Source organism: Pseudomonas bananamidigenes (assembly GCF_001679645.1).
Lineage (GTDB): Bacteria > Pseudomonadota > Gammaproteobacteria > Pseudomonadales > Pseudomonadaceae > Aquipseudomonas > Aquipseudomonas bananamidigenes.
Map to the genome: position 1 here is coordinate 1 of NZ_LRUN01000080.1, position 26,020 is coordinate 26,020.

Genomic DNA, 26,020 nt, shown 5'->3' on the forward strand with positions numbered 1-26,020 from the left:
CGTAGGCGATGCCCCCGGATCAATCCCGGAACGAAGGAACACCGAGCCACAGCGAGGTGCCGAACGCCGGGGCCCAGCGTTTTGGTTACTTTGGGGCGTTTGCCAAAGTGACTCGCTGTAAAAGCGAAACCGCCAGCGGGTGCACCCGCAGAAACGGATATTCACTCAAAACCCCAAAAGTCTGGTCGGCCCAGAGGCCGCCAAGACAACCCAAAACAGAAATGTTAGCTTGCTTGGCAACCCAGAACAGCCGAGCCCAATGCCAATGAAAAAAACAGTCCTGGCCTTCAGCCGCATCACCCCACCCATGATCGAACGCCTGCAACAGGACTTCGACGTCATCGTCCCGAATCCAAAGAACGGCGACATCAACGCCCAGTTCAACGAAGCCCTGCCCCACGCCCACGGCCTGATCGGCGTCGGTCGCAAACTCGGCAAGGCCCAACTGGAAAACGCCGCGAAACTCGAAGTGGTCTCCAGCGTCTCCGTCGGCTACGACAACTACGACCTGGCCTACTTCAACGAACGCGCAATCATGCTCACCAACACCCCGGACGTGCTCACCGAAAGCACCGCCGACCTGGCCTTCGCCCTGATCATGAGCAGCGCCCGCCGTGTCGCCGAACTGGATGCCTGGACCAAGGCCGGCCAATGGCAGGCCAGCGTCGGCGCACCGCTGTTCGGTTGCGACGTACATGGCAAGACCCTGGGCATCGTCGGCATGGGCAACATCGGCGCCGCCGTCGCCCGTCGCGGGCGCTTCGGTTTCAACATGCCGATTATCTACAGCGGCAACAGCCGCAAGACCGGACTGGAACAGGAACTCGGCGCGCAGTTCCGCAGCCTTGACCAACTGCTGGCCGAAGCCGATTTCGTTTGCCTGGTGGTGCCGCTCAGCGACAAGACCCGCCACCTGATCAGCCATCGCGAGCTGGCGCTGATGAAGCCGGAAGCGATTCTGGTCAACATCTCCCGTGGCCCGGTGGTCGACGAACCAGCCCTGATCGAAGCGCTGCAGAACAACCGCATTCGCGGCGCCGGTCTCGACGTCTACGAAAAAGAGCCGTTGAGCGAATCGCCGCTGTTCCAGCTGAAAAACGCCGTGACCTTGCCGCACATCGGTTCGGCCACGAATGAAACCCGCGAAGCCATGGCCGACCGTGCACTGGCCAACCTGCGCAGCGCCCTGCTGGGCGAGCGGCCGCAGGATCTGGTCAATCCGCAGGTCTGGAAAGGCTGATTAAAAAGGGGCAGACGTCGCCGGACGCCTGCCCCTTTTGTCAGCAGAACCCTCAGGCCAGCTTGCCGTGACCCGGCAATACCGGGACCCCGGGTTTACGGAACACCAGCACATTGCCCAGCATCACCAGCACCAATCCCACCAACGCCGGCGCTGTCCATTGGTAGCCCTCGGCAAAGGCCGAAACGTTCAGCGCCACCACCGGGAACAGCACCGTGCAATAGGCCGCGCGCTCTGGCCCCATGCGGCCTACCAGAGTCAGGTAGGCGGTAAAACCGATCACTGAACCCGGAATCACCAGATACAGCAGCGCGCCGATGTAGCGCGACGTCCATTCCATTTCGAACGGAATGCCTTTGACCAGACACCACACCGACAGCATCGCCGCACCGTAGGCCATGCCCCAGGCATTGGTGGTCAGCGGCTTGAGACCGGCCTTCTGTTGCAGGCTCGACAACATATTGCCGGCCGAAAAACACAGGGTGCCGCACAGCGCCAGACCAAGACCGAGCAGGGTTTGCGGGCTGGCGTGATGCCCGGCCAGTTCCGGCCAGAACAACAGGCCCAGGCCAAACAGCCCCAGCGCCCCGCCCATCAGCACATTGCGCGCAATGCGCTGGCCGAAGAACACTCGTGCATTCAGCGCGTTCCATAAGGTCGCGGTGGAAAACACCACCGCCACCAGACCGCTGGGGATCCATTGGCTGGCGGTCAGGAAACACATGAAGTTGACGCAGAACAGGCACAAACCCTGCGCCACACAGATCAGATGCCCGCGCCGGTTCATCGGTTGCAGACGGCGACTGAGCAGCAACAGCGCGAACAACACCAGCGCGGCGAGGCCGAAGCGATAGACGATCGACACCGGAATCGCCACCACGCCCAGTTGCCATTTCAGGGCGATCCAGGTGGTGCCCCAGATCAGTACGGTCAGCAAATACAACGACAGGTTCATGGCAGACACTCCTTGATTGGGTTTCAGTGTCCGCCCCGCCCTCAACCTGCGCTTGCATAAACTTGCGCTTTTCTCGGCGCGCAGGCTGGCAGCGCGAAATCCAGGGAGTAGGATGCAAGGCGTTGAAGAGAACCGACTGACCATGGCCGCCATCGATACCCTGCAAGTCTTTCAAGCGTTGAACAGCTCGCCGAACGCACGTCTTGTGCACAGCGCCGAGCTGGGCGATGGCCTGTCCGCAGCCCTGTGGACCAACCACCACGATGCCCAGGATTATGAAGCGCCGAGCCATCACACCCTATCCTGCTACATCGCCGGCGGCACCGGCACCTTCCGTCGCGATAAACCCGGGCAGAAAGGTGGGCCGGACAAGCTCTGTATCCTGCCGGCCGATCACGAGTCGGGCTGGGTGATCAACGGTGATATCCGGCTGGCCCACCTGTATTTCAGCGCCGAACAATTTGCCCTGGGTTGCGTCACGCTGCTGGATCGCGAGCCCCGGGAAATGCAGTTGCGCGAAAAGACCTTTCTGGAAGACCCGCAACAGGCCCGACGGTTTCGCCAGTTGCTCACCCTCAACTGGGACGAGCCCGGCGAACGTCTGCTGACCAGCAGCCTGGCCCACGAATTGATCAGCCATACCTTGCTCAGCCAGGTCGGCGTGCGTGAGGGCTTGCGTCTCAAGGGGGGACTGGCGCCGCATCAGCGTCGGCAACTGGTGGAGTTCATCGACAACCAGCTGGCCGAGCCGATCAGCCTCGGGCAACTGGCGGGATTGTGTGCATTGTCGGAATATCACTTTGCGCGGATGTTTCGGGTGAGCTTCGGCCTGCCGCCACATCAATATGTGCTGGCGCGGCGTTTGAGCCGGGCGCGGGAGTTGTTGCGCGGGACGGCGTTGCCGTTGGGGGAGATCGCCCTGGCATGCGGGTTCGCCAGTGCCAGCCACTTCACCAACCGCTTTCGCCAGGTGCTGGGTGGAACGCCCGGCGAGTATCGCCAGGCGTTTTTGCGTTGAGTCCCTCTCCCTCCGGGCGGTCCGACGTTTCGGGAGGGTTAGGGTGAGGGGCTTTTGATCTTTCCTTAAAACTCCAGCGTGCTCGACAACGAAATCTGCCGCGAATCGCCCATCGACACGAAGAACCGGCTGGCCGCCGAGGTGTAGTAAGTGCGGTCGAACAGGTTCTTCACGTTGAGCTGGAACTTGACCTTCTGCCCTTCCACTTTGGTGTCGTAAGTGGCGAACGCATCGGCCACGGTGTAGCTCGGCAGCTCGAAATCATTCACTGCGTTGCCTGCGCGCTCACCGACGTACCGCGCACCGGCGCCGACCCGCAGTTGATCGCCGCCGATCACGCTGCCGAAGTCGTAGACCGCCGACAGCGAGCCGGTATTCTTCGCCACGTTTTGCAGCTTGTTGCCCTTGTAGTCCGGATCTTCGGTGACCTCGGCATCGGTGTAGGCGTAGCTGCCGATCATGCTCCAGCGGTCGCTGAGCTGGCCGGTCAGGTCTACTTCCAGACCACGGGAACGCACTTCACCGGCGGCACTGTAGATCGTGGTCGGGCCTTCGGCGTTGGCCACCAGCACGTTGCGTTTCTTGATATCGAACAGGGCGATGTTGCCAGTGACGCGTCCCGGAATGTCGAGACGTGCGCCCAGCTCCCAGGACTTGGCTTCTTCCGGCGCGATGCTGCCGTCGAGCACTGTACTGCTGCCGCTCAGCGGGGCGATGGTCGAGTTCGGTTTGAATGATTCGGTGTAGCTGCCGTAGAACGACAGCGCGTCGGTGTAGCGATACACCAGACCTGCGCGCGGCACCCACTTCTGCCCGTTGCTGTCGGTGTTGGCCTTGAACGGCACGCCTTTGCCGGCGTACTGGTCGTATTCCTGGAAGCGCCCGCCGGCCACCAGAATCCACTGATCGTTGAGGTGAATCGAGTCCTGCAGGAATACCGAGTCGCTGCGCAGCAGATCGGTCTGCGCACTGTCCGCCGGGCTGACAGTGGAGCCGGCAACTTCACGACCGTAGACCGGATTGACGTAACTGAAGGTGCTCAGGCTTTTCTGGCGGATCAGGTCGGCGCGGTAAATCTTGCGGTACTCGTCGTCGACGCCGAACACCAGGTCATGCTGCATGCCCAGCACCTTGACCTTGCCTTCGAGGCTGGCGGTGGTGAAACGGTCGGTGCTGATCGCACCCTGAGTACCGTCCATGCTGCGGGTCAGGGTGCCCTTTTTGGTGTCGATGGCCGTGACGCGGACCTGGCTGGCGTCGTAGGTTTCGCGGTTCCAGCTGTAGCCGAAATGGGCTTTCCAGTCGTCGTTGAGTTCGTGGTCGGCCTCGAAATGGTAGAGGTCCGAGCGCCCCTCCATGTCGTTGAATTTCTCGTCCAGGCGTTCGTTGCGCGAAATGTCCAGCGGATGGTTGGTGCGCGGGTCGATCAGGGTGCCACGGTCGAACGGCGTCAGGAATTCCCGATGCTCGTAAGCGAACAGCAGTCTGGTGCGTTCGCCGTACCAGGCCAGCGACGGGGCGATCAGGCTTTCACGGTGGGTACCGAAGTTGCGCCAGTAATCTTCGTCCTCATGATCCAGCACCATGCGATAGGCCAGCCCGGAATCGCCCAGCGCACCCGTACTGTCGAACGACCCACCGCTGCCGTTCTTGCCGTCGCCGTAGGTCGAGCCGCGCAAGGTGACGGCGTTGTACTGAGTCAACTCCGGTTTCTTGCTGACCATGTTGACCACCCCGCCCGGGTCCTGAATCCCGTACAGCAGCGAGGCCGGGCCCTTGAGCACTTCGACGCGATCCACGGTGGCGTTCATGCCACGGCCCTGCACCACCGGCATGCCGTCGCGCATGATCGAGCCGTTGCGGTTGTCACCGAAGCCCCGGGTCATCACCGAGTCCTGGGTGCTGCCCAGCGTGTTGCCCTGGGTGATGCCGCTGACGTTGGCCAGCGCGTCATCGAGATTGCGCGGCGCCTGATCGCGAATGACCTGCGCGGGGATCACGTTGACGGTCTGGGGAACTTCCTGGAGTGAGGCCGAGGAGCGCATCACCGAACTGGTTTCCGGTGGCTGGTAACTCAGCGGCTGATTTTCCATCGAGGTGATGGTGGTCGCACCGAGGTTCAGTACGCCGTCGGTGGGCTGGGGCTCGATTGTCAGGGTATGGCTGTCGGTGCGGCGGAAGGTCAGGCCGGAACCGCCGAGCAGGCGTTGCAGCGCCTGTTCGGCACTCATCTGGCCATTGACCGCCGGCGCGTTGAGGCCGTAGGGCGCTTCGACGGTGTAGACCACACTCTGGCCTGTCACACGACTGAAGTCACTCAAGGCTTGTGGCAGCGGTTTGGCGGCCAGGGAAAAACTGAACTGTTTCTGTGGCTGAGAGCTGTTGCTTTCAGCGGCCTGCGCCACATTCATCGGCAGCCATGCCAGCGCCGCAAAACCCAGTGCCGAGGCACCGAACCACTGTTTGACCGAACCCGATTTTGCCCTGGACTTCATTGCTCATGACCTGTGTAGAACCGCAACGGATGCGAATGACTCGCAGTTTCAGTCAATACACGAATGGCGTCGGGATTTACCTCACCACAAATCTGAAAATATTTTCAGCGCAGGATAATCAGCCTGCCCAGCACCTGATGCTGCTCGAACCCCAGTACCCCTTGCAGAGAATTCAGCACCGCTTGCGGATCCCTGGACGGAAAGCTTCCGCTGACCTTGCGCGCACCCAGCTCATCGTTGAGCAGCACAATCCGTCCCGGGTAATAGCGCCGCAGATCCTGCACCACATCAGCCAGGGTCGACTGGTAATAGGTGAGCCAGCCCTGACGCCAGGCCAGTTGCGCTTCGCTGTCCACGGCGTGCAGTTGTTGCGCGGATCCTTCGCCGTACGCCACTTGTTGCCCGGCGGTGAGAATCTGCTGTTGGGCATCCCGCAACGCCGTCACACCAACGCGACCGGAAAGAACGGTGACTTGTGCCCCGTGTGGCTGCAGGCGCACTTCGAACTGCGTGCCGAGCACCCGAGCCTGGCCCTTTTCGGCCTCGACCACGAACGGCTCCCCGGTATGGGCTACACTGAAAAATCCCGCGCCCCGACGCAATTGCACATGGCGCTCGCCATGGCTGAAATCCACGGCGATGGCGCTGTTGGCGTCCAGCGTGACCCGGGACTGATCGGCCAGTGTCACTGTGCGGATTTCGCCTGGAGCCGAAACGTAATCGGCGCCCAGATCATCGATCCAGCGCTGCGGCTGCCAACCGCTGCCGAGGCTGATCATCAACAACAGGCAGGCCGCCATCGCCAGCGCTGCGGCCCAACGCCGGACCTGTGGACGACGTGGTCGATCCATCGCTTCGAGATAGCCCTGCAGAGCGGACGCGTCTTCGTCAGCCAGCGTGCGCGCCGGGCCTTCGCTCAACTCCCAGATGACCTGCGCCCGGGCGTAGGCCTCGGCATGTGCCGGGTCGGCATGCAGCCATTGGCTGAAGATCAGTTGATCGCCGGTGCTTGGGCGATCATGCAACAGGCTCAGCCAGGCCAGGGCCGCTTGCTCCTGCGCGGGCGTCGGGGTAATGCGGTGGGAGTGATTCACGGTGCTTTCCCTGGCAGGCGTGGCGCGGGTTCGCGCAGACTGGCCTTGCAGGCCTCGAGGGCGCGCATCATATGTTTTTCCACGGCGCTTTGGGACAGGCCCATGACTTTGGCGATCTCGGCGTACTTGCGCCCGTGGATGCGATTGAGCAAAAAGATCTGCCGCGTGCGTTCGGGCAAGGCACGCAGGGCCGCTTCGACGTGGCGCAGATCATTGCCTGCTTCAAGTGCGGCTTGCGGTTCGCTGGCGCTGCTGTCCGGTTCATCCGGCTGCCAGCCTTCGTTGACCCGCACCCGCGTGCCCTCGCTGCGCAAATGGTCGATGGCGATGTTGCCGGCGCAGCGCAACAGATAGGTGCCGAGTTCCTCGACCTGCACCAGCGGCCGGCGCCAGAAACGCAGGAACAGATCCTGAACCAGATCCGCCGCCGTCGCCCGGCAACCGACGCGGCGGCTCACCAACGCTTCCATTTGCGAGCGCTGGGACAAAAACACCTGCAGAAAATGTGCACGGGCGCCGTGGGGTTCATCTTCGCGGGGCTCGGGGGGATGGCTGATCAGCATGTCAGTTCAACAACTCTGCGACAGGGAGCGACAGCGGGGCGGGCATTGCCTGCCTTGAACCCTCTTTCATGCGTACCCCAGGCCACGAGCGGCGCCGGAGATCGTCGCCAGAATCACGCTGGGCACCAACAGGCCGACCCACGCCGCCCATGCGCTGCGGCAGGCGAAACACCAGAGCACCGCCACCAGATAGACGAGGAACCAGACCGTCATGCCGGTCACGACTGCTTCAGTGCGGTTCAGCGGCAACCACAGGGCTAACGTGAGACTGGCCAGCGCCGCGAGCAGATACCCGCCGAACACCGCTGCGAGCAATCGCGAAGTAACGGCCAGACGATAGGACATTGGAAGTGCGGCGAATTTGGCTTTCATGTTTCGGCCCTGAAACGGTTAACGCCCGGTCAACAGACCGAGACAACAGGACAGAGATTTTAATGATAAATATTCTCATACGCAAAAGAGTCTGATTGCTGGCACTCTTTCGCTCGATGAGCGGCTTCCCTGGCGCTCTGATCGGCGCTGAAAACAAAACGGGCCTGCAATGGCAGGCCCGTTCTCATCGGGTGGCTTGGAAAATCAGCGGATCAACTGTTGATCGCTGCCTGTTCGTTCTCCAGAAACTCTTCCTCCAGCAGCCGGTCATTGGCCTTGCCCTGAAGCGGCACTACATTCGCACGTGGCTTGCCGCGCAGCTTGCCGAACTTGTGCTCCAGCGCATGTTCGAGTTTTTCCGCGGCACCTTCGAGCGCCAGCTCCAGCGAGTCGGCCTTGTGGGTCACGGAAATCGGTGGTTGGCCTTTCGGCCGCGCTTCCAGCTGGCAGCGCAGGTCATGGGGACCCGGTTTGTCACCGTTCTCGTCGCTCAGATGGACTTCGACACGGGTCAGGTCTTCCTCATAACGGTCGAGCGTGCTCTCAATGGTTGTACGTACCCACTCCTCCAGTCGTTTGCTGCTTTGAATATGGTTGTCGCTGTTGACTTGGATTTGCATAGTTCATCCCTTATTTCAGCTAGCTCGCAAGAGGCCTTGAACAGGATTTCGTGACCTCTTGATGACAACAATCGGCCCGTGTGACGAACATTTCAACCCCTGAAAAAAGATAAATATTCATACGCAAAAAAAGCCGGACAACCGCGCAAAGCGCTGGTAAGGTCGGGAGTCGGGTCGCCCCGAAGCCTTGAAAAATCCGCTCACAATTGGCCATCACTCAACGGGTGCAGGCCACGGAAAATCTCCGCTTCCTCCACCAGCCAGTCATGCACCGCGCGCACGCCCGGATGGCTCAGGGCCCCCGGCGCGTAGAGCAACACATAACGTTTGTGATTGGGCACCGAAATCCCGAACGGCACGATCAGGGTGCCCCGCTCCAGCTCGTCGTTGAGCAGCGTGCGCCGGGCAATCGCCACGCCCATACCGGCAATCGCCGCTTCGATGGTCAGGTGGTTGCGATTGAACGTATGTCCCCGCCGCACGTCGGCGCCCTCGAAACCGACAGCATTCAGATAAAACTCCCACTCCGCATATTCATAACTGCCGCGCCACGCCGTGATGTCGTGCAACAACGGGAAATGCACCAGATCCGCCGGTCCGTGCAGCGGCGGTCGGCCACGCAGCAGGCTCGGCGCGCACACCGGAAAAATCTGCTCGTCGAGCAAGGCTGTGGATAACAGGCCCGGATAGCTGCCGTCGTTCAAATCGATGGCCAGGTCGAAATCCCCTTCATGCAACGGCACGCTGCTGTCCTCGGCCACCAGCCGCAACTGAATGTCCGGGTAGCGCTGTTGCAGGCGCGGCAGCCGTGGGGTCAGCCATTTGCTGAGGAACGACGGAATCGAACGCACCCGCAGGATCCCGCTGATCATTCCCGCATCGAGCCGACGCAATTCCGCGTCGATGCTGCCGTAAGCCTCGTTGACCGTGATCGCCAGTCGCTGCCCTTCCGCACTCAGTTCCACACCCCGCGCGCGACGGTGAAACAGCCGAAAGCCCAGGCGCTCTTCCAGTTGTCGGATTTGCTGGCTGACCGCCCCCGGAGTGATGTGCAGTTCTTCGGCACAGCGGGTGAACGACAGGTGCCGCGCGGCACAGGAAAACACCTGCAGCCAGACGTAAGTCTGGGCATGCAATTGACGGCTCATGGTTTAGTCCTGCTAAAGGCTTACTTAGGAAGTTTCGTTAGTCACGCCGAAGCGAGGTAGGCAGTATCGCCGACATTGCGCTTGTCCTACAAAAAATGGCGGCGATTCCTACTCCATTGCTTGTAAGGCTTTAGCATGGCTATCAGTGTTTTCGATCTCTTCAAAGTCGGCATCGGCCCGTCCAGTTCCCACACCGTCGGCCCGATGCGTGCCGCCGCCACCTTCGCCCAGACCCTGATCGACCAGCATTTGCTGAACGACGTGCGCCGTGTGGAAATCCGCTTGTATGGCTCGCTTTCGGCCACCGGTGTTGGCCATGCCACCGACCGCGCCACGGTCATGGGCCTGATGGGCGAATGGCCGGACAGCATCGATCCGTCGACCATCGACCCACGCATCCAGCGACTGCGGGAAACCGGCCAACTCCGTCTGGCCGGTCAGAGAGACATTGCCTTCAACTGGCAGCACGATCTCCTGCTTCTGGACGAGAGTCTGCCCTACCACCCCAACGCCATGTCGCTGACAGCCTTTGGCGAATCCGCCGAGCTGTTCACACAGACGTACTACTCGGTCGGTGGCGGTTTCATCATCGAGGCGGCGCAAGTCGAGTCCGGGGCGGCTGTAGCCGGTGACGTTGAACTGCCTTATGACTTTTCCAGTGCTGTGGAACTGCTGGCGCTTTGCAAGCAGCACAACCTCCGGGTGTCCGAACTGATGATGGCCAACGAACGGGCCTGGCGCAGCGACGCCGAGATCCGTCAGGGCCTGCTGCACATCTGGTCGGTGATGCGCGAGTGCGTCGAACACGGCCTGCGTCACGAAGGTGTCCTGCCGGGCGGTCTGAATGTTCCGCGTCGCGCAGCGAAATTGCACCGCAGCCTGCTGGAAATCGGCAAGCCGAATGTCATCAGTTCAACCCTGTCCGCCATGGAATGGGTCAACCTGTATGCCCTCGCCGTCAACGAAGAAAACGCCGCCGGCGGGCGCATGGTGACTGCACCGACCAATGGCGCCGCCGGGATCATTCCGGCGGTCCTGCACTATTACATGAAATTCAATCCGGATGCGTCGGACGACGACGTGGTCGCGTTCTTTCTGGGTGCGGCCGCCGTCGGCATCCTGTGCAAGAAAAACGCCTCGATCTCCGGTGCCGAAGTCGGCTGCCAGGGCGAGGTCGGCTCGGCATGCGCAATGGCAGCCGCCGGCCTGGCCGAAGTGCTCGGTGCCACCCCGGAGCAATTGGAAAACGCCGCCGAAATCGGTCTGGAACACAACCTCGGCCTGACCTGTGACCCGGTCGGCGGGCTGGTGCAAGTGCCGTGTATCGAGCGCAACGCCATCGCCGCTGTGAAGGCGATCAACGCGACGCAAATGGCCCTGCGCGGCGACGGCAAACACTTCATTTCCCTCGACCGGGTGATCCGCACCATGCGCGATACCGGCGCCGACATGCATGACAAATACAAAGAGACTTCACGGGGCGGCCTGGCCGTGAGCTGGGTGGAGTGCTGAGGAGCACTCCCTGACCGCCTGTAACACGTGAGCCCGAGCAAGAATAATAACGAGGCAAAAATGATGACCGATGTACGCACACCTGCTGCCGAAAATCCCGCTGTAGACCGCACACGCAGCAAAGAAACCACCCACAAGGGCTGGAGCAAATTCGACACCACCTGGATGCTCGGCCTGTACGGCACCGCCATCGGTGCCGGCACGCTGTTCCTGCCGATCAACGCCGGTGTCGGCGGCTTCTGGCCATTGCTGATCCTGGCGTTGCTGGCGTTCCCGATGACCTTCTTCGCGCACCGGGGCCTGACCCGTTTCGTGCTGTCGGGTCGTTCCGGTGACATCACCGAAGTGGTGGAAGAACACTTCGGCATCGGCGCCGGCAAGCTGATCACGCTGCTGTATTTCTTTGCGATCTTCCCGATCCTGCTGGTGTACAGCGTGGCGCTGACCAACACCCTGAGCAGCTTCCTGGAACACCAGTTGCACATCGCCCCGCCGCCGCGCGCGGTGCTGTCGCTGGCGTTGATCCTCGGTCTGATGGCTATCGTCCGTTGCGGTCAAGGCGTGATTGTCAAAGCCATGAGCGTGCTGGTGTATCCGTTCGTCGCCGCGCTGCTGTTGCTCGGCATCAGCCTGATTCCGAACTGGAACGGTGCTTTCTTCGCCAGTGCCCAGGAACCGATGCAAATATCGGTGTTCATTAAAACCCTGTGGCTGGCAATCCCGGTCATGGTGTTCTCGTTCAACCATTCGCCGATCATCTCCGCCTTCGCCGTCGAGCAGAAACAGCGTTACGGCGAGCAGGCCGAGCGCAAGAGCAGCGGCATCCTCGCCATGGCCCACGGCATGATGGTGGTGACCGTGATGTTCTTCTGTTTCAGTTGCATTCTGGCTCTGTCGCCGGCGGATCTGGCGGCGGCCAAGGCGCAGAACATTTCGATCCTGTCGTACCTGGCCAACCACTTCCAGACCCCGGTCATCGCCTATGCCGCGCCGCTGATCGCGCTGGTGGCGATCACCAAATCCTTCCTCGGCCACTACATCGGCGCCAGCGAAGGCTTCCAGGGCATGATCGTCAAAAGCCTGCGCGGTCGCGGCCGGGTGGTGTCGGCGAGCTGGCTGAATCGCGCCACCGCGCTGTTCATGATCCTCAGCTGCTGGGCTGTGGCGACCTTCAACCCGAGCATCCTGGGCATGATCGAAACCCTCGGCGGGCCGGTGATTGCCTGCCTGCTGTTCCTGATGCCGATGTACGCCATCCGCCGAGTGCCAGCCTTGCGCCAGTATTCGGGCAAGGTCTCCAATGTGTTCGTGGTGCTGATCGGCCTGATTGCACTGTCGGCGATCATCTACTCGGTTCTGCCCTGAAACGGGCCGTAAACGAAGAAGGCGAGCCATGGGCTCGCCTTCTTTTTTACCGGTTTCATTGTTCGCCAATACTCCCGGCATGTCCCTTGCTTTGTCGCTGAAGGAGACAGGACCACGGAAGGGTCAATGGTCAGGTTTGGCGAACCAACCCGATCACGGCCGGTCAACAACTGCACGTTCAATCAGGCGGTGACGCATCATGGACAATCCTTTTCAGATCATTACCGATGCCTTCGCGCCGGACTATCAGATCAATCTGAGCATCCAGGGGCTCGACGGCAGCATCATGCTGACCCTTTCCAGCGGCGGCCGGATCGTCGCCAAACGCATGATCAGCGCCGATCAGCGCAACGACCCCGAACGCCTGAAGCGACTGGTGCAAAGCATCCAGTTCGGCATTGCCATCGAACAGGGCCACAGCGCCATGGCGATCCTCGAAGCCATGACCCGCGGCGACGGACTCAATCCGCCACCGCGCCCGGCCAACGGCCAGCATCGGCCATCGATCGGTCTTTAAAGTTCGCCCTTCTCGATCTCGGGGTGTTCACCGGAACCCGCCCCGAGCTTGCGTTGCGGTTTCTCGATCTTCACCGAAGGGAATTGCGACGAGGCGTAACGCACCACCAGAATCGAGAACGCCAGCAGCAGAATCCCGCCGCACAGGTAGATGATGCCCATGTCCGGCGGATTGTGGTGCGAGACGTTGGAGATCAACAGGCGCGTCAGTGCGGTGATCGCGACGTAGATCAGGAAGCGCACCGGCATGTGGTTGGTCTTGAAATAAATCCCGACCATCGCCCCCAGTTCCAGATAGATGAACAGCAACAGGATGTCATCGATCTTGATGTGCCCTTGCTCGAGCATACCGAGAAACTCCACCACTGCCGCCCATGCGGTCACGGCACCGATGGCGAACAGTGCCAGATAGTGGAAGGTCTCGACGAACAGGTTGCCCAGGGACTCGGCCAGTTGATGCACGTTTTGCCGCAGTTTCTCGGCCCAGTTGATTTTCACGATGAAGGTTCCTTAGCCCGGTTCGAGCGGATGTTGCACGCTGGACGTGACGGTTATTGCGCACGCATGCGGTGGCATGCAGAAAAGAGGCCACGCCATCATGGCGAGACGCCGCGCAACCCGCGCCGTGGCGTTTGGTCGCACCCGCGCGCAGCCGACGGGCTGACAAAATCCGAATCCGGTCTAAATTAAAAAGCCACTACCCAAGGCGCAGGGATTCGCTTATCCTTTTCGCTGTATATAAATACAGTAGTCACAAAGACAAACCAATGTGAAGGCATGTGAGGTGGTGAATGGCCGTCGAAGTGGTATACCGCAGCAGCCGAGATCTGGAGCGCTTGTTCATGGATAAAGCCGAAGCTGACCGTCATGACAAAATGCTCGAACTGGCCGAGTTGCTGGCCGAAGTACTGGAAAAAGCCGTTCCGTCGTTGAGCGAGCAGCAGGTGGAAGAAGTCGGGATCTTCATGGCGAAGAACCGCGATGTGTTCGCCCGGGCGTTCAAGAGCCAGCCTGATGCCCTGTCGGAACTGATCAACGCACCGTCGGCACCGGTTGCGGCAACCGAGACAGCAGAAGCCTCTGACCCGGCAGAAGCGCCCGCCAAACCCGCCAAGGCGGCGAAAGCTGCCAAGTAATCGACAGCTGAATTGAATGGCCCCTGAGTTGAAGGACTCAGGGGCTTTTTCATGTCCGGAAAAACTTCAGCGGTACAACACCTTCTCCGCCAGTTCGTCCGCCACCCGCGCCGGCGAACGTTTTTCCGCCTGGGCGTGGGCAAACACTTCGGTCAGCCTTGAACTGATTTTCGACAGGTGCGCGGTGATGGTGGTCAGTTCCTCGCCCCGATGTTTGAGGGACACATAGATCAGCCCGCCGGCGTTGATCACGTAATCCGGCGCATACAGAATGCCGCGCCGTTCCAGTTGATCGGCGACGTCCAGATGCGTCAGCTGATTGTTGGCCGACCCCGCCACCGCCGAGCAGCGCAACTGAGTGACGGTGTGGCTGTTGAGCACGCCGCCCAGGCCGCATGGCGCGAGGATGTCGCACGGTGTGCTGAGCAAAGCGTCGTTGGCGATCGGATGCGCATTGAGCTGTTCCATCGCCAGTTGCACCTTGCCGTGGTCGATGTCGCTGACCAGCAGTTCGGCGCCCGCGGCATGCAGTTGTTCGGCCAGGGCGTAACCGACATTGCCCAGCCCCTGAATCGCCACGCGCAGGCCTTCGAGATTGTCGCTGCCCAGCCGCGCCATGGCCGTGGCGCGGATTCCGGTGAACACGCCCATCGCGGCATGGGGCGCCGGGTCGCCAGCGGAGGTGGTGCTGGTGACATGCCGGGTCTGTTGGGCGATGCAGTCCATGTCCACCACCGAAGTGCCGCTGTCGATGGCGGTGATGTAGCGGCCATCGAGTTGATCGATGCACCGGCCGAAGGCTTCAAAAAGCGCGCCACGATTCTCCACATGGGCCGGCCGCACGATCACGGCGACGCCACCACCCTGGGCCAGGCCGGCCAGCGCAGCCTTGTAGCTCATGCCCTGAGCCAGGCGTACGGCGTCCGCAACCGCAGCTTCGTCGTTCGGGTAAGCAAGATAACGGCATCCGCCCAGGGCTGGCCCGAGGCGACTGTTATGGATGGCAATCACCGCCTTCAATCCGCTAACCGGATCAACGCTAAGGTGCAGCGATTCCAGGCGAGTGCTTTGCATGAGAGCGAACATCGGCAGGCTCCCGAATCACTTCTGGTAGTCGCCAGTATAGGCTTGCGCGTAAAAATTGCTGAAGCGCACCGGAATAAGCGACTTCACGCTCAGTGCGTGGCGGCATAACCCGATGGCAGAGCACTCCAGCACTGGACGAATGACGGAGACAGGGCTAAAACGAGGCATCCCCCGGAGATTCCGATGAGTGCGCGCCAACGTTTTTTCGACTGTCTGCACCGTTCACCGCCCGCACTGCTGGAGGCAGCGCTGTGGATGGCTGCCGAACACGATAAACACGTCGATCCGGATGCGCTGTTGCAGGACTTCATCGACCTGCAACAGCGGGTGAGTTTTGGCTTGCCGTTGTTACCGGTCAGCGAACTGGCGCAACCGTTGCTGCGGCGTATGGTCGAGCTGGGTTTCGCGCAAGACGATTTTGCGCCGTTGCGCCCGCAGGCGGCGCTGGTGAACAAGGTGCTGCAGACCCGTCGCGGGCAACCCCTGGCGCTGGCGCTGATTGCACTGGAGCTGGCGCGGGGCCTGAAGATTCCACTGGTTGGCGTGAATTTCCCCGGGCATTTCCTGTTGAAGGTTCCGGGCGCCGATCACCTGCTCGACCCTTGCGGCGGAAGACGTCTGTATCCCAACGACTGCCGCGAACTGCTGCATCGTCAGTACGGCCAGCAGATGCAGCTCAACGCCGATCACCTGCTGACTGCCACACCGCTGCAGATGCTGCAGCGCCTGTCGCGCAATCTGCGCCAGTTGCACCTGACCCACGATGACTGCATCGCGGCACTGATCGATGCCGAACGCGTGCTCGAACTGGGTAACGCCAGCGCCGCCGACTATCTGGCCCGGGCCAGTCTGTATCAGCGTCTCGATTGCCCGAACGCCGAACGTTTCGACCTCGAACACGCATTGCTGCTCAGCGAAGACCCGATTCAGCGGCTTCGCCTGACGGAGCGGCTGGGGCATCTTCCGCCGAACTCAGTCGTCCACTGACGCCTTTGTGGGAGCGAGCCTGCTCGCGAATCCGCCGACACGGTTTCTCTATCAAACCGCGTTATCGTTCTTCGCGAGCAGGCTCGCTCCCACAGGATTTTGCGCAAGCTGCGAAGGCGAACGCACCTGAATGATCAACAACGCCGCCATCACTGCCGGGATCGCGCAGAAGAAGAAAATCTGCTGCACCGGGATGTGCATTGCCAGCAGCAGGCTGCCCAACAACGGCCCGAGAATCGACCCGAAACGACCTACTCCCAGCGCCCAGCCGGTGCCGGTGGCGCGCACGTGGGCCGGATAAAAATTGCTGGCGAACGCATTCAGCGTCAGTTGCCCGCCGATGATGCAGAAGCCAGCCGCAAATACACAGGCCACCAGATAACGCGGATTGTCGTGATTGAGGCCCAGCAGAATCGCACAGAGCGCCGCGCCCGCCAGCACAGCGGACAACAGACGCACCTTGCTTTTCAATCGGTCGGCGAACCACGCCATGCAGATCGCCCCCAACGTACCGGCGAACAGGAACATCGACGTCACCAGATTCGCTTCGTTGAGTTTCAGGCCACTTTCCAGCAGCAGCGACGGCAGCCAGCTGATCATGAAATACAGCAGGATCAGGCTGACGAAAAAAGTCGACCAGATCAGTAACGTCGGGCGCGCATAACCGTTGCGGAACAACTCCACCACGGTCAGTTTGCTACCCTGCTCCCGCTCATTCTGCTCGAGCGACGCGGCGGGCGGTTGCCAGTCCGGCAACATTTTCGCGGTGACCTTGCGCAGGCGCGCATACGGCGGTGCATCGCGCAGCAGGCGCGGCAGGGATTCCGGCAGCATCCACCAGAGAAACGGAAACAGCAGCAACGGCGTGACACCGCCAGCGAGGAACACTGTCTGCCAGCCAAAACGGTCGATGAATCCGGCCGCAACAAAACCACCCGCCGCCCCGCCGAAAGAGAAACCGCACGCCGCCAGCGTCACCATCAGCGTACGCAGGCGCGGCGGTGAATACTCCGACATCAACGCCATGGCGCTGGGCATCGCACCGCCCATGCCGATACCGCAGATGAAGCGCGCGACCATCAACGTATTCAGGGAGTCGGCAAACACCATCAGCACAGTTAGGCTGGCGTAGATCAGCACGCACGCGAGCAAGATCCGCCGCACGCCGAAACGGTCGGCCAGTGGCGTCACGGCCAGCGAACCGAGTGTCAGACCGAGCAGGTTGGCGCTGAACACCGGGCCGAACGCCGATTTCTCCAGCCCCCAGTCCTGCGCCAGCGCCGGCACCACGTAACCGAGCACCTGGGCGTCATAGCCGTCGGTGACCAGCAGCAAGGCGAGAAGGATCAGGAGCAACCACTGAAAGCGGGATACAGGACGGGCGTCGAGTGCCGCCCGGAAGCTGGCAATCTGGTTGTGCATCGCAAGGTACCTGTTTTGTTTTTATGATTTTTTGGTCACAGCGCAGATCTATTGTGGGAGCGAGCTTGCTCGCGAAAGCGGTCAGTCAGGCGACATTGCTGGCGCTGACCCTCCCTCTTCGCGAGCAAGCTCGCTCCCGCAGGAATTACGGCGTGTCCGGCTGGTTCGCGGGATGCGCCGCGATGAACGCCGGATGTTCGGCGGCCAGCGCTGCCACCCGACGAATCCGTGGATATGCTTCCAGCGAAACGTTGAAACGCTCGGCCGCGTACAACTGCGGAATCAGATACACATCAGCCACGCATGGCCACTCGCCGAAACAGAAGCCGCTGTCGCCGATCAACTGCTCCACCGTCGCCAGACCCTGACCGATCCAGTGAGCGATCCACTCGTTGACCTGCGGCTCGTCGTGGCCCAGACCGCGCAGGCGATTGAGCACGCTGACGTTGTGCAGCGGATGCACATCGCAACCGATCACCGCCGCCACGCCGCGCACCTGTGCGCGGGCAACGAGGTCTTCGGGCAACAACGGCACTTGTGGATAACGCTCCTCCAGGTATTCGATGATCGCCGGCGACTGAATCAGCAGCTTGCCATCGTCGGTGCGCAAGGCAGGCACCCGGCCCTGGGGGTTGATCGCCAGATACGCCGGTTGCCGATGCTCGCCACCCGGTGGTGCGATCAGATTGACCGGCAACGCCTGATAGTCGAGCCCCTTGAGCGCCAGTGCGATCCGCACCCGGTACGACGAGGTGGAACGGTAATAGGTATAGAGATCCATGAGCCGCTCCTGTCAGCGTGCCGCCAGCACGGTGCCACGGCATTCGCCGAAGCCGATCGAGGCGAAACCTTCGCGGGCACAGCGAGCACGCAGGATGATTTCATCGCCGTCTTCAAGGAATTTGCGTACTTCACCGGAGGCCAGTTCGATCGGCTTTTTGCCGCCCTCGGTGATTTCCAGCAGGCTGCCGAACTGACCGTTTTCAGGTCCGGACAAAGTGCCCGAACCGAACAGGTCACCGGCCTGCAACTGGCAACCGTTGACGCTGTGGTGCGCGACCATCTGCGCAACGGTCCAGTACATGTAGCGGGTATTGCTCAGGGTCAGGCGATGGGCCGGCAGGTTCTGCTCGCGCATTTTCTCGGTGAGCAGCAGCACCTCCAGCTCGATGTCGAAAGCACCGCCATCCTGATCGCGCTTGTCGAGCAGATACGGCAGCGGCTGCGGATCGCCTTGCGGACGGGCCGGTTGCGCAGTGCGGAATGGCGCCAGCGCTTCGGCGGTTACCACCCATGGCGAGACACTGGTGATGAAGCTCTTGGACAGGAACGGACCGAGCGGCTGATATTCCCAGGCCTGGATGTCACGGGCCGACCAGTCGTTGAGCAGGCAGAAACCGGCAATGTGTTCGGCGGCATCGCCAATGGCAATCGGCTCGCCCATTTCGTTGCCCTGACCGATCCAGATTCCCAGTTCCAGCTCATAGTCCAGCCGCGCGCACGGGCCGAAGGTCGGCTCGCTCGCACCGGCCGGCAGGGTCTGGCCTTTCGGACGGCGCACGTCGGCACCGGAGGCGCGAACGGTGGATGCGCGACCGTGATAGCCGATCGGCACATGTTTGTAGTTCGGCAGCAACGGATTGTCCGGACGGAACAGTTTGCCGACGTTCTGCGCGTGCTCGATGCCGACGTAGAAGTCGGTGTAATCGCTGATGCGCGCTGGCAGATGCATCTGGCAATCGGCAGCCAACGGCAGCAGTTTTGCGCCCTGGGCTTCGATGTTGCCGCGATGGGTGCTGCCCTCGCTGAACAGTTCCAGCAGACGCTCACGCAGAGCGACGCGGGCGTCGCGACCGAGTTCAAAGAAGGCGTTCAACTGACCGCCGTGCATGGCTTCGACCGCACGGCGCGCGACGCCGTCGAACAGCCCGGCCTCCAGCGCCACTTGCAGATCGAAGATATGTTCGCCAATCGCCACGCCAGCACGCGGCGCCGAACCGTCGATGCTGAACACGCCCAGCGGCAGGTTCTGCAACGGGAAATCGGCGTGGCCGTTGGCCGAGGCGACCCAACTGCGGGTGATGGAATTCTGAGTCATGGGTTATCTCCGGGTCGGGTCGAACGTGGCGGGCAGCGTGGCCCAGCAGGCGTCGTAAGTGGATTGCAGTTGCGGACAGTCGAGGGCGAAGCGGCTTGGGCGCAACACCTGACTGGTCTCGAACATGAAGGCCATGGTGTTGTCGATCCTGGCCGGTTTCAGGTCCGCGTTGATGGCTTTGGTGCAAGTCTCGCCGTCCGGGCCATGGGCGCTCATGCAACTGTGCAGGGACGCGCCGCCGGGCACGAAACCTTCGGCCTTGGCGTCGTATTCGCCCTGGATCAGGCCCATGAACTCGTTCATCAGGTTGCGGTGGAACCACGGCGGACGGAAGGTGTTCTCGGCCACCATCCAGCGTGGCGGGAAGATCACGAAGTCGAGGTTGGCCAGACCGTGGACGCTGGTCGGCGAGGTCAGCACGGTGAAGATGGACGGGTCCGGGTGATCGAAACTGACGGTGCCGATGGTGTTGAAACGGCGCAGGTCATATTTGTACGGCACGTTGTTGCCGTGCCAGGCGACCACGTCCAGCGGCGAATGATTGAGTTCGGTGCCCCACAGCTGGCCGAGGAACTTCTGCACCAGCGTAGTGGGTTGTTGCAGGTTTTCGTAGGCGGCGACCGGGGTCAGGAAATCCCGTGGATTGGCCAGACCGTTGCTGCCGATCGGTCCCAGGTCCGGCAGACGCAGCGGCGCACCATGGTTTTCGGCGATGTAACCGCGTGCCTGCGCATCGAGCAGTTCGACGCGGAATTTAAGGCCCCGAGGCAACACGGCAATTTCCAGCGGCGCCACGTCCAGCACGCCGAGTTCGGTGGCGATGCGCAGACGCCCCAGTTGCGGCACCAGCAACAACTCGCCGTCGGCATTGAAGAACACCCGCTCCATCGAACGGTTGGCGCAGTAGTGGTAGATGCTGATGCCGGCCGGTTTTTCGGCAGCGGAGTTGGCCGCCATGCTCACCAGACCGTCGATGAAATCGGTCGGTTCGGCCGGGATTTCAAGCGGGTTCCAGCGCAGGCGATTGGGGGTGACCTCGCCCAACGGACCGCCCGCCAGTTGCCGCTCCAGTTTGACGAATGCCGGGTGATTGGCCGACGGCTGGATCCGGTACATCCACGTGCGCCGCGCTTCGCTGCGGGTCATGGTGAATGCGGTGCCGGAGAACAGTTCGGTGTAGAGACCGTATGGGGCTTTCTGCGGGGAGTTCTGGCCGACGGGCAGTGCGCCCGGTAATGCTTCGGAGCTGAATTCGTTGCCGAAACCGGACTGGTAAGCCAGGGCTGAATCGAGGTTCATGGAGCCTCCTGAACAGGGAGTCGGCATGGCCGGACGCTCTGGGTCAGAGGTCTTGGCACGCCGGGGTTATTTTTATCGTAATTCGATTACGCATAACGTAATTTGCTCGCTATCCAGCGTCAAGCTATAAAGACGCCCATTCGTTCCGGGACACGGCAGCACCATGGAAAAAACCAGCGACAGCAACGGCAAACAGAAAGTCCGCTCCGCCGAAGTCGGCACCGACATCCTCAAGGCGTTGGCCGAGTTGTCGCCGTCCACTTCGCTGTCGCGCCTGGCCGAACATGTGCAGATGCCGGCGAGCAAGGTTCACCGCTATCTGCAGGCATTGATCGCCAGCGGCTTCGCCGAGCAGAACACCGCCACCAACCATTACGGCCTGGGTCGTGAAGCCCTGCGCGTGGGCCTGGCGGCACTCAACAGTATGGACGTGCTGAAAGTCGCTGCCCTGCCCCTGGCCGAACTGCGCGACGAACTCAACGAAACCTGTTTCCTGGCGGTGTGGGGCAATCAGGGCGCGACCGTGGTACACATCGAGCCGGCGGTGCGTGCAGTGACGGTAGTGACGCAACTGGGCTCGGTGTTGCCGCTGCTCAGTTCTTCGACAGGTCTGGTGTTCGGCGCCTATCTGCCGCATCGGGAAACCGCCGAATTGCGCGAACAGGAAATCGCCGTCGGCGCCCATCCGCTGGCAGACGAAAAAGCTTATGCAGTGTTGTGCGAACAGATCCGCGAACGCGGTCTGCATCATGTCCATGGTTTGTTGATGCCGGGTGTCGATGCCCTCTCGGCACCGGTGTTCAACGCCCTCGGGCAGATCGCGGCGGTGTTGACCATCGTCGGCCCGACGTCGTTGTTCCACGCCGACGAAAACGGCCCGGCGGCGCAGCGGCTGTTGGCTGCGACGCGAGCCGTGAGCTGGCGGATGGGGTATCAGTCCGCTTGAAGAATTGAATCATCAACCGATGATACGCGTCCGGCTGTCCGCAATCACGTGGGGAGAAACAGCAGCGGTGATGTAACCCACCCCCACCGGCACGCCGGTCGCGGTCGATACGATGTCGGCGATGTCCTTGACTCGTGACAACGCTCCCACCGCTGAAACCGATCCACCCACTCCCGCGATCACACCGACGTACAAGAGAATGGAGCTTCTCCAGGTTGTGGCCAGATGCTGCTTGCCCACTTCGTCATCGCCCAGGCCGTAGGCAACGATGCCTTGAACGATCGACCGCGTAATCCGCACGATGCTGGTGACCAGCCCTACCGGCGGGACAAACAGCGAGACGATATCCAGCGCCAGTTCCGTGACCACCAGCACCGTGTTCCAGAATCGCTCGGCAGGTGTAGTCGTCTGATAGTCAACGTCACTGAGTACCCGCGAAATCATGCTGTCGAACTCGAACTTGAAATGAGTCACGGGGTAACTGTTATTCAATGCAGGCGTCGGGAGAGCGTTTACAGCGCTCCGGCAACGAGTGACGAAGTTCTGCACGACGGCCCGGTGCTCCAGCCTTGTCAGTGCAACGACGTGATCGCCCAGATCGGCCCCCTTGAGCCCCAGCGTCAGCGACTCGAGCGGGCGAAAGCTCAAGCCGTCCGGTGCCTTGGGAATGTAGACCAGCAGTTGCAGTTTACCCGCCACCCTGTGACCGAATGTGTAGGCACCCTCGATACGTCGGCCTTCAAGAACCAGAGTATAGACGCCCTCCTGCGGCGTGGTTCCAGGCTTGAACGGTTCCAGCTCATGAGGACGGTCATGATCCAGTCCCTCGATCAGTCCCGTCAGCCAATCGAATTGTTCGGAGGACAGAGAACCCTGCATCTTTTGGATCAATGCGCCCCTTAGCATTTCGTTCTGCTTGACCTTGCAGAAGAGCTTCGCCTTGAGGTCCTGCGACGGGGAGTTGGCGAAACGGTCAACCAGATACCACTCATACGCCCTGGCCGGTCGCAGATTGATCAATGATTTAACATCGCTCGCGCTCAGACTCCCGAGCGAGGAGCCATTTCTGGCGATGAACGCCGCCTTGTCATCGCTCGGCCAGAGCTGCCATTGAATGAATAGTTGAGTGAGCGTCATCCACTCCTGCCCACTCACCTTGACGTTCACTTGATCAGGATCGATCAGTGGATGTTTCGGGTCAGACCGGCGCAGGTGACTGTTGAGCCTTTCCATCACCAGGTCTCGGGAAAACGACATCATGGTGGGGATATTCAGTTCATCTTTTGAGACTTCATAGATCGCCCTGAACTCCGTATTCAGCCGGGTGAGCCGCTCACGATCCTGTGCGGCCGAGTTGCGGAACCAGACGGGCGTGGCCACTCTTTCCTCTGCAACTTCCCAGTCGATCAACCGGTGAATGGCCCCCATCAACGGACCGCCATCAAGTCCCTGCGTCCATTGCACCAATGTCACACCCTCCCACCACCATGGCTGGAATACCGGGCCCGGGTCACTGTAGGAAAGGTAGTTTTTCTCGAAGTCCGCGCGGTCTTCGCTGAACGCCTGACGGATGAGGAAGTCACGTTCACGGGTCTCGAACCCCCATGCAATGAATTGCCGCTTCAATGCCGTCAGATCGGAGAATTCGAACCACTGCTGCCCTGTCGGTGCGCCGGGCGCATACAGAACATGCATCGAGCGATCAGGCGTCGGTCCTTTCGCACGAAAGGCAAGCATGTCCCTGAACGGTTTGTAGTAACGCCGGAAAGCAACACTCGATGCTTCTATTCCCGGATCCCCAAGCAAATACCGCTGCACCAAATCCTGCGCCTGTGGACTGATGTGTTTTTGCAGGATCGCGGCGAAGTGGCTGACAGCAATCTGCTGCGCCAGCACTTCGCGCATGGCTTCTCTGACAGGCGCCCGTCCAAAGCGATCATTGCGTTCGTTGGCATATTGCACCCGCAGATCAAACTGGCGGATGGCACGTTCGATATTGGACGCTGTCAGCCGCGGGTTATTGTGAAACGCCTCGAACTTGATCGAGTACGCAGCCCCCTTGTCATGCACGCCATACATGAACAGCTGGGTCAGGGTTTTACGCTCGATATGTTCGATACGCCGGCTGCCCATCGGCAGCGAATGTTGCACCGTCACCCAGATCGCATCAGGGTCCACACGTTGGGTATCGCCTGCGGAAACATGAGTTTCGACGACACCGCGCACATACTCCTGGAATGAAGACACCCCGCCCATCGACTCATGCAATGCCACCTGACTTCTGAACAATCCCTGTTCCATCGAGGCGAAAACTTCCTGATGGGTGGCGGGAGCATCCTTGAGCCATTGCGGCCGGTTTTTTCTGGTCATCAAGACCAGCAGACGAGCGATGCGTCCCCTGGCGGCATCGATGGCGTCCTCCTGGCGATGGGTCGATTCGATGGAACGAATGATGGCTTGCAGATCTGTACCGCTTTTTTTCAGTTGGCGAAGATGCCAGGCGATGTCTTTTTGCTGCTTGTCAAGCAACCGGGACGTGACTGTCCGGAAGAGTTCACCCTGGATGTTCAGGTAACGGATAGCCGGAATACTTCTGACCTGGGCGGCGTCCTCGAGCGGGACACCCTTGAGCAATTGCGTCCGGCTTTCTGCGTTTTCCAGCCGCTGCTCCAGAACCCGCTGCATCATGGCCGGTGTGCGAAATGTTTCCAGGCCGTTCACATGCGTGAACAGTACGACCCATTCATCGTCACCGACGATCAATTCAGGGACCGAGCGGCCAGCAAGGTAAGTGACAAAGCAACCGGCCAGCGTCGCGAATCGACCGTCATCCAGTTGCAGAGAAACACTATAGGCCGGCGTGTTGGATGCGCCCCTGATGTAGACGGCAAAACTTTCCTCCACTTCCGGCCGCACGCCCTGCAACTGCACTGTCGCACTCAATTCATGCCAGAACAGGGCTGCATGCGCATCCTGAAGCTGACGGCTGCGCGACGGCAGCTCGCGCCCCTTGTCATCCTTGCCGGAAGACGCGGTCCAGTATTGCGTCAACAAGGGCGGGTACAGATGATCCAGCGAGCCCAACACGTTCCCGATCATTGAGCCGACGGCAACCACATCAAGCCCCTGGATTCGATCCTCGTCATCCGTGGAGTCGGGCCAGTCGTAGACGCCGTATCGGCTGGCGTCATAGACAGGTGCCCGACCCAGCGCCAGGCACTGCATGAATACGTCCATGAGCAGCCCGGTCGGTTGTGGATTGACGATTTCTCGACCCCGTGCGGTGATGTAAGTCTTGCTGATGTAAATATCCGGCAGCAGGTTCTGAAGTTCTTTCAATACCACATCCTGCAAAACCGACTTGAACGAAGGCAACGTTCGCAGTGTGCGTTCAAACTCTACAAAACCCTGATCAACTTTACCCAGACCTGTTTCAATCGATGTTTTTTCCATGACACTCATAAAAAAACTCCGCAAATACACTTTACAACCAGGCGATACGACATCGCCCGAACCGTGTAATCAACCTAGTTTGAAAAGCACCAACAAAAACACCCCCCACACTTTACGAAGTATTGAAAACTTCAGTACAACCACATGACCTACAACTTCATTAACTGACAATTAACTGCACAAACCCAAGCATTCTCGCACGCGCCACGGCATATGCCCGACTCGTCATGCTCATGACGACATGAATGCATCAGACATGAGTTTTAACCGTATGCAATGAGATGAACAACTTGCCCACCATTTTTCGGTGGGTGTTTCTCGAGGCAATCAGCCCCACAACTTGAGACACTCTCAACTCAATGAACCTTTATCGCCACTTTAAATAGAAAACTTATTTTCCTGCACCCACTCGACACAAGCACTCAGTCATTAACCCTCAAACCTTATAATCCCGACACATTGAAGTAGCCGGTATCTTTCAAAACACTACCGGGCAGGTTTGCGCTTATCGAACGACGATGACTGTTTCGCCCACCGTCAGCGACAACGCCTGTTCATGGAGGAACGGGATGTTCCACACATAAACGGGAGAATTTTCACCGTTTTGCACCGGCCACTGTTACATGCCCCGTAACAGTGCATGTCCGGAATCGCTATTTTTCCTTTGGTCTCAGGCGCTTATTCTGAGCGGGCTT

Annotated in this window: 21 protein-coding genes and 1 pseudogene; 8 read left to right on the forward strand and 14 right to left on the reverse strand. The window is 60.6% G+C overall.

The genetic code is table 11. The annotated features are described in order from the left end of the window. Positions 1-265: 265 nt before the first annotated feature. Positions 266-1,240: a 2-hydroxyacid dehydrogenase gene (locus BBF94_RS24120; RefSeq protein WP_065261455.1), complete on the forward strand. Its 975-nt coding sequence runs from the start codon at positions 266-268 to the stop codon at positions 1,238-1,240. A gap of 52 nt (positions 1,241-1,292) precedes the next feature. Here BBF94_RS24120 and BBF94_RS24125 read toward each other — a convergent pair whose 3' ends face one another. Then, positions 1,293-2,195 (reverse strand): DMT family transporter, encoded by a 903-nt coding sequence (locus BBF94_RS24125; protein WP_065261456.1) that lies wholly within the window; start codon positions 2,193-2,195, stop codon positions 1,293-1,295. A 142-nt stretch (positions 2,196-2,337) separates the two neighbouring features. Here BBF94_RS24125 and BBF94_RS24130 point away from each other — a divergent pair, with 142 nt between their 5' ends. Further along, positions 2,338-3,213: a helix-turn-helix domain-containing protein gene (locus tag BBF94_RS24130; protein WP_065261489.1), complete on the forward strand. Its 876-nt coding sequence runs from the start codon at positions 2,338-2,340 to the stop codon at positions 3,211-3,213. A 65-nt stretch (positions 3,214-3,278) separates the two neighbouring features. Here the strand turns inward: BBF94_RS24130 and BBF94_RS24135 are convergent, their stop codons facing one another. From BBF94_RS24135 to BBF94_RS24160, 6 genes are all read right to left on the reverse strand, one after another. Continuing rightward, entirely contained in the window at positions 3,279-5,708 is a 2,430-nt protein-coding gene (locus BBF94_RS24135) for a TonB-dependent siderophore receptor (protein ID WP_065261457.1), read from the reverse strand. 104 nt (positions 5,709-5,812) lie between these two features. Beyond that, positions 5,813-6,802: a FecR family protein gene (locus BBF94_RS24140; RefSeq protein WP_065261458.1), complete on the reverse strand. Its 990-nt coding sequence runs from the start codon at positions 6,800-6,802 to the stop codon at positions 5,813-5,815. Beyond that, positions 6,799-7,365 (reverse strand): RNA polymerase sigma factor, encoded by a 567-nt coding sequence (locus BBF94_RS24145; protein ID WP_065261459.1) that lies wholly within the window; start codon positions 7,363-7,365, stop codon positions 6,799-6,801. Before BBF94_RS24145 ends, BBF94_RS24140 begins: the two co-directional genes overlap by 4 nt. 66 nt (positions 7,366-7,431) lie before the next feature. Continuing rightward, positions 7,432-7,737, reverse strand: a complete 306-nt coding sequence (locus BBF94_RS24150; RefSeq protein ID WP_065261460.1) for a DUF3649 domain-containing protein — start codon at positions 7,735-7,737, stop codon at positions 7,432-7,434. A 212-nt stretch (positions 7,738-7,949) separates the two neighbouring features. After that, positions 7,950-8,357, reverse strand: coding sequence for an HPF/RaiA family ribosome-associated protein (locus BBF94_RS24155; protein WP_065261461.1), 408 nt, complete (start codon positions 8,355-8,357; stop codon positions 7,950-7,952). A gap of 200 nt (positions 8,358-8,557) precedes the next feature. After that, positions 8,558-9,505: a LysR substrate-binding domain-containing protein gene (locus BBF94_RS24160; RefSeq protein WP_065261462.1), complete on the reverse strand. Its 948-nt coding sequence runs from the start codon at positions 9,503-9,505 to the stop codon at positions 8,558-8,560. 135 nt (positions 9,506-9,640) lie between these two features. Between BBF94_RS24160 and BBF94_RS24165 the strand changes: the two genes are divergently transcribed. The 3 genes from BBF94_RS24165 to BBF94_RS24175 all read left to right on the forward strand — a co-directional run bounded on the left by BBF94_RS24165 (position 9,641) and on the right by BBF94_RS24175 (position 12,899). Beyond that, a complete protein-coding gene (locus BBF94_RS24165) occupies positions 9,641-11,017 on the forward strand; it encodes an L-serine ammonia-lyase (RefSeq protein ID WP_065261463.1) in 1,377 nt (458 codons plus the stop codon). Positions 11,018-11,080: 63 nt separating this feature from the next. After that, on the forward strand, positions 11,081-12,382 hold the full coding sequence (locus BBF94_RS24170; protein ID WP_065261490.1) for an HAAAP family serine/threonine permease: 1,302 nt from the start codon (positions 11,081-11,083) through the stop codon (positions 12,380-12,382). Positions 12,383-12,581: 199 nt separating this feature from the next. After that, positions 12,582-12,899, forward strand: a complete 318-nt coding sequence (locus tag BBF94_RS24175; protein WP_065261464.1) for a DUF3509 domain-containing protein — start codon at positions 12,582-12,584, stop codon at positions 12,897-12,899. Here BBF94_RS24175 and BBF94_RS24180 read toward each other — a convergent pair. Then, positions 12,896-13,396 carry a phosphate-starvation-inducible protein PsiE gene (locus BBF94_RS24180; RefSeq protein ID WP_065261465.1) on the reverse strand — a complete coding sequence of 167 codons (501 nt, stop codon included), beginning with the start codon at positions 13,394-13,396 and terminating at the stop codon, positions 12,896-12,898. The genes BBF94_RS24175 and BBF94_RS24180 overlap by 4 nt on opposite strands. Positions 13,397-13,689: 293 nt before the next feature. Between BBF94_RS24180 and BBF94_RS24185 the strand changes: the two are divergent. Then, positions 13,690-13,947: pseudogene (locus BBF94_RS24185) on the forward strand (YebG family protein); the annotation flags it as partial. Between the two features lie 153 nt (positions 13,948-14,100). Here the strand turns inward: BBF94_RS24185 and BBF94_RS24190 are convergent. Then, complete coding sequence (locus BBF94_RS24190; RefSeq protein WP_065261467.1) at positions 14,101-15,120, reverse strand: Glu/Leu/Phe/Val dehydrogenase family protein; 1,020 nt, start codon at positions 15,118-15,120, stop codon at positions 14,101-14,103. A gap of 183 nt (positions 15,121-15,303) precedes the next feature. Here BBF94_RS24190 and BBF94_RS24195 point away from each other — a divergent pair, with 183 nt between their 5' ends. Beyond that, positions 15,304-16,107: a transglutaminase family protein gene (locus BBF94_RS24195; protein ID WP_065261468.1), complete on the forward strand. Its 804-nt coding sequence runs from the start codon at positions 15,304-15,306 to the stop codon at positions 16,105-16,107. Between the two features lie 51 nt (positions 16,108-16,158). Here the strand turns inward: BBF94_RS24195 and BBF94_RS24200 are convergent, their stop codons facing one another. From BBF94_RS24200 to hmgA, 4 genes are all read right to left on the reverse strand, one after another. Then, positions 16,159-17,529 (reverse strand): MFS transporter, encoded by a 1,371-nt coding sequence (locus BBF94_RS24200; protein ID WP_065261469.1) that lies wholly within the window; start codon positions 17,527-17,529, stop codon positions 16,159-16,161. Positions 17,530-17,674: 145 nt separating this feature from the next. Then, positions 17,675-18,310 (reverse strand): maleylacetoacetate isomerase, encoded by a 636-nt coding sequence (maiA, locus tag BBF94_RS24205; RefSeq protein WP_065261470.1) that lies wholly within the window; start codon positions 18,308-18,310, stop codon positions 17,675-17,677. Positions 18,311-18,322: 12 nt separating this feature from the next. Further along, a complete protein-coding gene (gene fahA / locus BBF94_RS24210; RefSeq protein ID WP_065261471.1) occupies positions 18,323-19,627 on the reverse strand; it encodes a fumarylacetoacetase in 1,305 nt (434 codons plus the stop codon). 3 nt (positions 19,628-19,630) lie between these two features. Then, positions 19,631-20,926, reverse strand: coding sequence for a homogentisate 1,2-dioxygenase (gene hmgA, locus BBF94_RS24215; protein WP_065261472.1), 1,296 nt, complete (start codon positions 20,924-20,926; stop codon positions 19,631-19,633). A gap of 163 nt (positions 20,927-21,089) precedes the next feature. Here hmgA and BBF94_RS24220 point away from each other — a divergent pair, with 163 nt between their 5' ends. Further along, positions 21,090-21,872, forward strand: a complete 783-nt coding sequence (locus BBF94_RS24220; RefSeq protein ID WP_065261473.1) for an IclR family transcriptional regulator — start codon at positions 21,090-21,092, stop codon at positions 21,870-21,872. Positions 21,873-21,884: 12 nt separating this feature from the next. On the opposite strand, the gene BBF94_RS24225 is transcribed toward BBF94_RS24220, so the two are convergent. Beyond that, positions 21,885-25,334 (reverse strand): dermonecrotic toxin domain-containing protein, encoded by a 3,450-nt coding sequence (locus BBF94_RS24225; protein WP_065261474.1) that lies wholly within the window; start codon positions 25,332-25,334, stop codon positions 21,885-21,887. Positions 25,335-26,020: the final 686 nt, after the last annotated feature.